General features: G+C 66.1%; 9 protein-coding genes. 3 read left to right on the plus strand and 6 right to left on the minus strand.

The features are described 5' to 3' along the window. From G3N99_RS26710 to G3N99_RS26720, 3 genes are all read right to left on the minus strand, one after another. The coding region (locus G3N99_RS26710; RefSeq protein WP_206123888.1) for an MsnO8 family LLM class oxidoreductase at positions 1–458 on the minus strand (458 nt) is incomplete at its 3' end. Between the two features lie 63 nt (positions 459–521). Then, positions 522–1,469, minus strand: coding sequence for an ABC transporter substrate-binding protein (locus tag G3N99_RS26715; RefSeq protein ID WP_089485745.1), 948 nt, complete (start codon positions 1,467–1,469; stop codon positions 522–524). A gap of 56 nt (positions 1,470–1,525) precedes the next feature. After that, positions 1,526–2,086 carry a GNAT family N-acetyltransferase gene (locus tag G3N99_RS26720; protein WP_206123889.1) on the minus strand — a complete coding sequence of 187 codons (561 nt, stop codon included), beginning with the start codon at positions 2,084–2,086 and terminating at the stop codon, positions 1,526–1,528. Between the two features lie 351 nt (positions 2,087–2,437). Between G3N99_RS26720 and G3N99_RS26725 the strand changes: the two genes are divergently transcribed. Next, positions 2,438–3,058 (plus strand): nucleotidyltransferase domain-containing protein, encoded by a 621-nt coding sequence (locus G3N99_RS26725; protein WP_206123890.1) that lies wholly within the window; start codon positions 2,438–2,440, stop codon positions 3,056–3,058. Positions 3,059–3,270: 212 nt separating this feature from the next. Next, positions 3,271–4,341 (plus strand): hypothetical protein, encoded by a 1,071-nt coding sequence (locus G3N99_RS26730; RefSeq protein ID WP_206123894.1) that lies wholly within the window; start codon positions 3,271–3,273, stop codon positions 4,339–4,341. Positions 4,342–4,418: 77 nt separating this feature from the next. Here G3N99_RS26730 and G3N99_RS26735 read toward each other — a convergent pair whose 3' ends face one another. From G3N99_RS26735 to G3N99_RS26745, 3 genes are all read right to left on the minus strand, one after another. Beyond that, complete coding sequence (locus G3N99_RS26735; RefSeq protein ID WP_206123891.1) at positions 4,419–5,453, minus strand: succinylglutamate desuccinylase/aspartoacylase family protein; 1,035 nt, start codon at positions 5,451–5,453, stop codon at positions 4,419–4,421. A gap of 255 nt (positions 5,454–5,708) precedes the next feature. Then, complete coding sequence (locus G3N99_RS26740; RefSeq protein ID WP_174937744.1) at positions 5,709–5,984, minus strand: hypothetical protein; 276 nt, start codon at positions 5,982–5,984, stop codon at positions 5,709–5,711. Between the two features lie 256 nt (positions 5,985–6,240). Beyond that, a complete protein-coding gene (locus G3N99_RS26745) occupies positions 6,241–7,791 on the minus strand; it encodes a sensor domain-containing diguanylate cyclase (protein WP_206123892.1) in 1,551 nt (516 codons plus the stop codon). A gap of 520 nt (positions 7,792–8,311) precedes the next feature. Between G3N99_RS26745 and G3N99_RS26750 the strand changes: the two genes are divergently transcribed. Continuing rightward, the coding region (locus G3N99_RS26750) for a molybdopterin cofactor-binding domain-containing protein (protein WP_206123893.1) at positions 8,312–10,585 on the plus strand (2,274 nt) is incomplete at its 3' end.

The following is a 10,585-nucleotide window of genomic DNA, read 5'->3' on the forward strand; positions in this document are numbered from 1 at the left end:
GCGTGATCCTCGGCGACGCCCCAGCCGAGAAACGCGTCGAGCTCCGCCAACTGGCCCGCGAAGTCCGGCTTGCGCGCCTTGTCGTGGAACCACTGCAGCGCGCGCGTGGTCAGCGGCAGCCCGCCGGGCGCCTTGCCGACGCCGAGATCGACGCGGCCCGGCGCGAGCGCGGCCAGCACCTTGAAGGTTTCGGCGACCTTGAACGGGCTGTAGTGCTGCAGCATCACGCCGCCCGAGCCGACGCGAATGCGCGACGTATGCGCGAGCAGGTGTGCGACGACGATCTCGGGCGCCGAGCTCGCGAAAGCCGGCGTGCCATGATGCTCGGCGACCCAGAAGCGCTCGTACCCGAGCTGTTCGGCGCGTTGCGCGAGCGTCGTGGTGAAGCGCAGCGCATCGGCGGCGTTCGCGCCGTCGGCGATCGGACTCTTGTCCAGCAGCGAAAGCGAATAAGACATGGTGGGCGGCGTTCCTGCGTGAGCGTGAAGTGAGCGTGAATGGACAGTCGGCAGGAGCTGCGCTCAGCTCTTCGGCAGCCCCGGCGGATTCGTGCGCGACTGGTCGATCGCTTCGGACGCGAGGTTCCAGCGGTCGAGCACCTGCTGGTAGCGGCCGTTCTTGATCAGCCCGTTCAGTGCGACGGTGAGCGGATCGGCGAGCCCGCTGCCGCGGCGCGTCGCGATCGCGATGTCGGCCGTGCGCGGCCAGCCGCCGCTGATCGCGCCGACGAGCCGCGTCTTGCCTTGCTGCGCGCTCTGGTATGCGAGCACCGAGTTCACGCTGAACACGGCGTCGGCGCGCCCCGACTGCACGGCGACGATGCGCATTGCCTGGTCGTCGTAGTACTGGATCTGCACGGGTTTCAGCCCGTGCGCGACGTTCTCGCGATCCCACGCGAGCAGGATCTTTTCCTGGTTGGTGCCGGCGTCGGTCACGACACGCAGCCCCGCGACGTCCTTCGGCTCGCGGATCGCCTGGATCTTGCTGTCGTTGCGCACGTAGAAGCCGACCTGGTCCTTGCGGTAGGTCGAGAAATCGAACTTCTGCTTGCGCTCCTCGGTGACGGTGACGTTCGAGATCACCGCGTCGACTTTCCCGGATTCGAGCGCGAGCGGCCAGTCGGCCCACGCGAGCGCGACGATCTTCAGCTTGCGGCCGAGGCTGTCGGACACGAGCTGGCCGACGTCGGCGTCGAAGCCGATCACCGTGCGCGCGTCGGTCGCATACGAGCTGATCGGCGGCAGGCTGGGCGCAACGCCGATCGTCAGCGTGCCGGGTTCGGCGAACTTGAACGATGCGGGCACTGCACGCTCGACGGCCGCATCGGCTACGCCGCGCGGGCGGCCGCGCTGTTCGGGGCTCAGGTCGAACGTGGCGGCGGCCGCGGCTGCGGCGAACGCGGTCAGGCCGATTAGTGCGGCGGCCAGCGTGCGCGCGGCACGGGAAGAAAGCGGTACGGCTCGTTGCATGAAAGCGTCCTGTGGTGGCAAGCGGAGATCGAAGGGATGCAGGGGGGCGGTCGCGGTCAGCGCGACAGCACCGGTTCGGGCACGGGCGCCCACAGGTCGGCCAGCGTCGATGTGCGCGACGGATCGGCGAGATCCTTGCCGAACCGCAGGTGGTAATGCACCTCGGGGGCGATCGACGAATCGAACAGCCGCGTATAGCCGGTGCGGTCGTACAGCGCCCATGCTTCGGGCTGGCGAAAGCCGGTGGTCAGGTAGATGCGGCGATAGCCTTGCTGCGCGGCGCGCAGTTCGAGCGCCTCGACGATGAGGCGGGCAAGGCCCTGGCGGCGCAGGTCCGAGTGGGTCCAGATGCGTTTGAGCTCGGCGGTCTGCGTGTCGTAGCGCTTGAACGCGCCGCCGCCGATCGTCTCGCCGTCGCGCAGCAGCAGCACGAACGCGCCTTCGGGCGGCGCGAACAGTTCGGCCGGGTAGCGCGCCAGTTCATCGCGTGCGGACGCGTGGCTGTCGGGGCGATACGCGTGGTAACGGGTCGAATACTCGTCGATCAGCGCGTCGATCAGCGGTTGTGCGCGGACGTCGAGCGGCGTCGTGTCGATGATGCGGTCGGTCGTGGCCATGGGCATCGCGAAGGGCGCGCGATGCGGACGTTCCTGGCGGGGTGCGGGCACGCGGCCCGTCCGGTCTGTTCCGTTATCGCGACGCGGTTGTCGTGATGGCGGCGGCCGATGCGTATCCTGCTGGGATGCAGAGGGCGGGCCGCCGCCGTTTTGAACACGTTAGCGGCGCGGCCGGCAAAGGCGAACGAAGCAATTTCGATAAGGATTTCGCGGGTGGTGTAAGAAGGCTTGCAGGGGGAGTGCGGTGGGGCGAACCCCATGACGGTGACGGTTCCCGGCCAGTTTCGGCCGATCGACCGTTGCGGACAAATCCACGACAATCGTGGCATCTCCACCCGGTGCGGGTAGACAATGACAAACAACGAGTTGATCGAATCTCTCGCCGACGACTTGCGTCTGAGATACGGATGCCACACGGCCATTCTCTATGGTTCCCGCGCACGCGACGACTGGGAGGCTACGAGCGATATTGACGTAATTGCCTTTCGGGATGCGGTCGACCACCAGCGCGTTGCCTCGCGTTGGAACGGTGTGTTTCTCGATCTGTTCGTTCATTCAACAAATGACGAAGCTGATCCAGGCTGGATCAGGATCAACGGCGGGCGGATACTCTTTCAAAAAGACGGCTTCGGCGACAAGGTACTTGATGATGTGAAGGCGCTTTTCGACGCAGGACCTGAGCAAGTGCCAAACACGGAGTTACAGGTAAGAAAAATCTGGGCAGAAAAGATGCTTGAGCGAGCCGCGAAAGGGGACGTCGAGGGGAACTTCCGTCTTCACTGGCTCTTATTCGTTTTGCTCGAGGACTACTTTGCCGTTCGTCGCAACTGGTACCTGGGCCCCAAGCAGAGTTTTCGCAGGCTAAGAGAAACCGACGAGACGCATTTCAGCATATTCGAGACTGCGCTGAAGCCGGGCGCTTCCCTTGACGCCGTGCGAGAGGTAATCGACGTAACCTTCGAACGCGTATAGCGACGATCGTCGAGCAGAGAGACGGGCTCACGAGACAGTTGCACTTTGCCTGCCGAGCAGTCGAACGACCGCTTTCAGCGAGTTTGCAAGACCGCTCCGGTCGGTACGCGGCATCCGATCGACACCCGGTTGAAATCGACGAGAACGAGACAATCGACGGCTGTATCGAGATTGACGACAATGAAAACCATTCCAGCAGAGGGCAAAAAATAATGATGACTTCCGGCGACGGCCTGACCAGTCCAGCGCGGCTCCTGCGACTCGCGTCATGGGTGATTGCGATCATCTTCGCGGTCTTTCTTAACATGCTCGGCAGTCTCGTGATCCGCGACATGGCATTCGCGCCGAGCGGCGGTCCGCCCGTCATCGAGCAATTCGCTGATGCCCAGGCAAAGGCGCAGCTGGACACGGCGCGGCGCCGTCTGCAGGCTCAGCACGACGCGCTTGTCGAGAAGGTCGACACAATGGAAGTGGCGCGCGGCCGCGCCGCGAAGGAGTATGCGGCCGAGAAGGAGAGTTTCCGAAACTGGCTGGCAACCCGCTCGGTGACCGGAGACGGTGCGAGGGATCCGGACATTCTGGCCAGGACGCACAAGCTCGATACGCTCCAGGCCGTGGTGACCAACTGGCAGCATCAGATCGATGCAATCAGCGATCAGCAACGGGCATTGGCCACGCAGCAGGCTCAAGTGGACACGCAAATCGCCGAAGCGGACGCAGCGGCCGAACGGCGCCTCGACGCGGCAACACGGCACTACGAGATGCAAGTGTTCGGGCTGCGGTTGGCGCTGACGTTACCGATACTGCTGGTTGCGACCTGGCTGTTCATCCGCTACCGCAAGGTGCGCTACTGGCCTTTCGTGTATGGCTTTGGCCTGTTTGCACTGAGTGCGTTTTTCATTGAACTGGTTCCGTACTTGCCGAATTTCGGCGGCTACGTCCGGGTTCTGGTCGGCATTGCGCTCACGGTATTCGCCGGCCTTTACATGATGAAGGCATTTCAGCGCTATGCCGAACGCAAACGGCTCGAATTGCAGCAGGATCAGGGCGCACGCGCGCGCACGATCGGATACGAGAAAGCCGTTCGGTCACTCGAAAAGAAGCGCTGCCCGTCATGCGACAAACAATGGAATCTCGGCGGCGACGATTCCACGTTCTGCGTACATTGCGGGTTGAGGCTATTCAATGTGTGCGAATGCGGCGGCCGGAATTTCTTCTTCTTCCCGCATTGCCATCAATGCGGTGCCGCGCAGGGAAACGAGCTGCCAGGGTCGTCCGGCTGACGGTCAGCGGGTTTGCAACATGACGGTTGCGACGCGTCGTCGATGTCCTTCGCGGGGGCGGGTTGCGCCAGTCGCGATCACTCGATGACGCGCGGCGGCGTCGACAACTCCGCCAGCTGGAACAGGCAATCGCCGCGCTGCACCTGCGCGGGCACGCGCTTGCACACCACTTCGCCGTCGCCCTTGAAGCGGTGCAGCACCGGTTCGCGCAACGGCGTATCGGGGAAATGCACCCACGCTGCCGGCTGCCCGGCCTTCACCTGGTCGCCGAGTTCGACGAGCGGCTCGTATAGCCCGCGCTCGTACGCGTAGACGAAATGGCGGTCGCCGTCGACCCGCATGAAGCGCGTGACGGTGGGCGGTGCATCGGGCACGAGCGCGCCGTGCAGCAGCCCGATATGGCCGAGATAGTGCAGCAGCCCGTGGCGGCCCATCCGGATCAGCGACGGATCGGCCATGCCTGCGCCGCCGAGTTCGGTCACGATCGAGATTGCGCCCTGGCGGCGCGCGGCCGATGCCGAATGCACGGGATTCGGCGCGTGCAGCAGCGCATTGTGCAACCCGAACGCGACCAGCAGCCCGTTGAGCTTCGCGGCTTCGTCGGCGTCGAGCGGATCGATCGCGAGCATGTTGCCGCCCTGGTACAGCAGCGAGCTGCCGCCCGAATGCAGGTCGACCAGATACTCCGCACGCGACAGCAGCGCATGCTCGATGTAGTGGGCGATCATCTGCGTCGGCGTGCCGGTCGGGTCGCCGGGGAAGCTGCGGTTCAGGTTGCCTTCGTCGAGCGGCGACACGCGCAGGCCTGCATCCGCCGCCGGGAAATTCGCCATCGGCAGCAGGATCAACTGCCCGCTGACCATCTCCGGCTCGATCTCGCGCATCAGTTGCGACACGATGATCTGGCCTTCGTACTCGTCGCCGTGATTCCCGGCCATCACGAGCGCGACCGGGCCGTCGCCGTTGCGGATCGACGCGATCGGAATCGGCAGCCAGCCGTACGCCGAGCGGTGCACGGAATGCGGCAGCCGCAGGTAGCCCGCGTGCTTGCCTGGTGCGTCGAGATCGATTTCGCAGTGGATGGGATTGCGGTGTGAGGAAGAGGCGGTCATGGCGGCATCGTTCGATGAACGGAATTCGCCATCTTATCGGGAAACGACTGCTGCGCGCCGTGCCCGACACGCGCAACGCCGAACGCCATCAACCGGCAAGCACATGGATGCGTACGGGCGCGTTGCAAAGCCGATGCGCGACACCCCGTGCGATGTTGCAGCGATGAACGCATGCCGGATGGTCGGCCGGCCGCATTCGGGCCTGATGTTTCGCGCCGGCCCCTTGCCGCGACAGGGTCGGCGCGTGCAGCCGGCTTACCGGCCCGATGTTTCAGCTTCGAGACGTCCTTCTTCCCACAGGGCCCAGAAACGGCTGCCGGCGCGATACGGATTCGCGCGGCGCGCGCCGTGATCGGCGACGCCCTGGCGAAATGCGCCGTACAGCGTCAGTGGTGGATTGTCGACGCATCGGGCTTCGCGGGCGGCCGGCATGCGGCGTTCGGACACGAGCCGGCGGATCAGCGATTCACCGTCGATCACATCCAGTTCGTCGATGGTTTCGCTGCGGCTGAGGACTTCGACGGTATTCATGTTGGTCTCCCTGACAACCTGTTTCCCTGACAGGGAGCAATAAGAGTGCCAGGCTTGAAAAGCCCGGCGCTGTGTCGATCGTGCCGGCTTCTGCAGCCAACGTGACGAGTGGGGAGCGGCGATGTTACGGAACACGTCACGTGACACGCGAACGCGCGACGCCACGTGCGACCACGCAAAGCGTTTCGGAATTGAATCGTCGGGAGGATGCGGAGGCGGGAGAAAGCGGGCGATGCAGCCGGCGTGCGTGGTCGGGTCAGCTCGCGGTGACCGGCGTGACCCGGCTGCTGCCGCTCGAATAGAAGCGGTAGATGCCCTTGCCGGCCGACTTCGCGTCGTACAGCGCGCTGTCGGCTTGCCGGATCAATTCATCGGGGGAGCCGTGCCCGTCGTCGAGCGCGATGCCGATGCTGATCCCGAGGCTCACCGTCTCGCCGATCGACAGCGTGTACGGTGCCGAGATCTGCCGGATGATGCGCGTGGCGAGGAGCGAGCACGCCTGCATCGTCGTGTCGTCGATCGCGACGACGAACTCGTCGCCGCCGATTCGCGCGGCCAGCTCGCCGGCCGGCAGCGTCTTGCCGAGCCGCTCGGCGACCTGCGTCAGCACGTCGTCGCCGGCCTGGTGGCCGAACCGGTCGTTGATCGCCTTGAAGCCGTCGAGGTCGAGATACATGACGGCGAGCGCGGGGCCCGGCGAGCGCGGCCGGCGCGCGAGCATCCGCTTGAGTCGCGCATGCAGTTCGTGGCGATTCGGCAAACCCGTCAGCGCATCGTGCCGCGCGAGATGCCGGATATGCTGCTCGGTCTGGCGGCGCGCGGTCACATCCTCGACGATGATCACCGCGTTGCCGTCCGGCACGCGATGGCGCGTCAGTTCGAGCTGGCGGCCGTCGGCGAGCACGACGTCGAGCGGCACGGGTTCGTCGCAGGTCAGCCAGAGCTCGCACTGCGCGGCGAGACTGGCGCCACCGGGATCGGTCGCGTCGTTCGCGCCGAGCGCGGCGACGACGGCGGGCAGCGGCGTATCGAGCATGATCTCGCGCGGCGAGCCGAACAGTTGCGCGGTGCGCCGGTTCGCGACGATCACGCGGCGCTCGCCGTCGATCATGCACAGGCCGTGCGGCATATAAGTGAGCGCGGCGTCGAAGCGCGCGACGAGTTCGGCGTTGCGCTGGCGCGCGGCGATCAGCGCGACGAGCACGCGATAGTGACGCTGGACGACCGTGCGCATCGCGGCGAGATAGATCGCGAGCGGCGGCAGCAGCAGCCACGCGCCCGACCGGTGGGCCAGCAGCGCGCCGACACCGATCGGCAGCACGCCGAGCGTGACCTGCATCATCGCGAGCCGCGGCAGCGCCGAATTGCGCGACGCGATCCCGCCGAACACACCGCCCGCGACCATCACCGACAGCGTGCCGAGCTCGACGTCGACGGCCTGCACGCAGCCCATCACGCCGAGGCCGAGCACGAAGCACGCGACGAGCGACACGGGCGCATAGTGCATCGCCCAGTATTCGGCGCGGTCGTCGCCGGCGTCGCGCTGAACCGTGTAGGCACGCGCGATCGAGAGCCGCGCGATGAGCAGGCCGGCGTCGACGATCAACCATGCGAGGCACCAGAGCTGCTGCAGCCGGATCAGCGCGACGGCCGCGACGAAGCCGCTCGCGAGCCCGGACAGCGCCATCGGGCGGACGTCTTCGAACAGGGTAACGAGCATCGACGGGCGCAGCGCGGCCGTCACACGGTGGTTGCCGGAGGGGGGAGTGGCGAGAACGGAGTGCAGGAGAGATGTCCTGACTGCCATGGTTTTTAACCTCGACACGATGTCGCGTGATGTCGCGATGGCTGGCGGCGCCCGCACGGCACGTGGCGGAAGCCCGGCCAGGCCGGATGCGCACGACATTACCATGAAACACGGGCGGCGCGGGTTGCCCGGGCAGGCCGGCGGCACCGGGCGCCGTATCGGCCAATAGTCGTAAACCACGCCCGCGAAAGTCTTGCGCATTCGCCGGCGCAGGGGCAGCATCGTTGCGAACGGAAGGCGTCGCGGCGACCGGCAGGAGACCGGTTGCCATGCACGAGGCGCGTGTCCGTCGGGCGCGGTCGAACCGATCGAAACCGCTGCAAACGGGGGCGCGATGCGGACGAATCGCGTCCCGCGACCGGCTGTCGCAGCCCGGCTGAATACCGTTATAAGAAATTCAATAAGTATTTCATGCGAGAAATACTATAGGCGATATATCTAAAACAATGCCAGAATGCGCGCCGCTCCGAACGTCGCGACACCCGATCGCCGTCCGAGCCGCATCAGGAGGTTCCCCCCAATGAAAAACCACGGCCTGTCACGGCGGGGTTTTCTGAAAGCCAGCGTGCTGGCGGGCGTCGCAGTGTATGTCGCGCCCCTGGGCAGCCGCGCATTCGCGGCGCTCTTCGAAGAAAAACTCCTCACCCCCGTCAAATGGGATAGCGTCACCGGCATCCCCCAATTCCGCATCGACGGTATCGCGAAGGTCACGGGCTCGAAAGTGTTCGCCCGTGACGTGCGCGCTGCCGACATGCCTCACTGGCCGCAGCAGCAGTCGCATGCGCTGATCCTGCGCGTCACGCAGGCCGACCGCACGTACGAAGGCTTCGACCTGTCGCTGCTCGGCGACGACCTGAAGCCGGACCGCGTGGTCACGGCCGACGATCTCGCGCGCGACGGCGTCGCGTTCCCGACGTTCTACGGCGACGACATGTTGCTGCCGGCCGGCAAGACGCCCGCGTATCTCGGCCATGCGGTCGCGATCCTCATCTACCACGACTTCGCGCGCTTCCGCTTCGCGAAGAACGCGCTCAAGTTCCGCGACGACGTGATCCGCTACGGCGCGGTCACGGGCCCGCTCGAGCGCGATCCGTGGGGCACCTTCCGCTACGTGCGGGTGGGCGGCAAGACGGCCTATGACGACGACGTCTATTCGAGCCTGAAGGACGCGCCGATTTTCCCGAGCATGATGCGCAAGCACCTGCCGGTGTGGCCGGACGGCAAGGAGCACGGCAAGCTCGACGAGCAGGGCATGTTCCTGGCCGGGCAGATCGCCGGCGAGCTCGACCATCCGTCGGCCGACTGGCTCGTGTTCGACCGCGAGTACAACACGCAGTCGGTCGACACGTCCGCGCTCGAGCCGGACAACGCGAACTGCTGGTACGACAGCGCGACGCAGTCGCTGCACCTCGTCGTGCCGACGCAGTCGCCGCTCGAAGTGGCGGAGAACGCGGCCGCGATGGTTGCGAAGTGCCGCTTCCCGGTGAAGAAACTGTTCGTGCATCCGTGCTACACGGTCGGCTACGGCTCCAAGGATCACTTCAACGTGCCGTTCTACGGCCTCGTCTGCGCGCTGTACGCGGACGGCCGCCCGGTGCGTTTCGCGAACGACCGCTACGAGCAGTTCCAGACGTCGCTGAAGCGTCACGCGTTCAAGATGCATTACCGGATCGCGGTCGACCGCAACACGGGCCTGCTGCAGTCGTTCAAGGGCGACTTCGAGGCGAACGGTGGCGGGCGCTCGAACTTCTCGCCGTCGGTGGCGATGGTGGGTGCGACGGCTGCGCAATCGATCTATTACTTCCCGAAGAGCGACCTGGCTGCAGTCGCGATCGCGTCGCGCGCGATCGATGCCGGCTCCGCGCGCGGCTACGGCACGCTGCAGAGCATGGCGGCGACCGAGATGGCGGTCGACGAGATCGCCGCGCAGCTGAACATCGACCCGATCGATTTCCGCCTGCGCAACGCGCTGCGTTCGGGGATGAAGAACACGCAGGGTGCGATTCCCGCCGGCGCGCTGCGCGTCGACGAGGTGCTCGAGCGCTCGAAGCAGCATCCGCTGTGGACGCGCCGTGCCGCGCGCAAGGCCGAATACGAGGCCGCGAACCCGGGCAAGCGCTACGGCGTCGGCTTCGCCTGCGTGCAGAAGGATTTCGGCACGGGCGCGGAAGCGTCGTTCGCGAAGGTCGAATTCGACGAGAACGGCAAGGTGTCGCTGCAACATACGGCAGCCGAGATCGGCACCGGGATGTCGACGTCGCAGGCCGTCGCGGTCGCGAAATGGCTGGGCCGTCCGGCCACGGAAGTGCGCGTGGCCGTGACCGAATGGCCGGACCTGCCGGTCGAGACCAGCGGCGATCCGTACATCATGTCGCAGGCCGACCAGGATCGCCTGAGCGCGAACCCGCGCTGGTCGCCGAACTATGCGTCGCCGTCGAGCGCGACGAACTCCGCGTACTACTTCACGCACAGCACGCGCGAAGCCGCGCGCGCGGTGTTCCGCTACGGCCTGTGGCCGGCGGCGATGTCGATCTGGACGCGCGGCCTCGGCGGCGGCCAGGCGGCACCGTACACGATCCGCATCGAGGACGCGCGCTGGGTCGACGGCAAGCTGACCGCCGACGGCCTCGAGCCGCTGTCGTTCGAACAGCTCGCGAAGCAGGCCTATGCGCTTGGCCTGCCGACCGGCGCCGTCGTGCACGTGTTCAACCGCTGGCAGTGGACCGACGCCGAGTTCGAAGTGGGCGGCTCGGTCGAGCGTCTGCCGATCGACGGGCTGTCGCTGCGCGTCGGC

The organism is Burkholderia sp. Ac-20392 (genome assembly GCF_017104585.1).
Classification (GTDB): domain Bacteria; phylum Pseudomonadota; class Gammaproteobacteria; order Burkholderiales; family Burkholderiaceae; genus Burkholderia; species Burkholderia lata.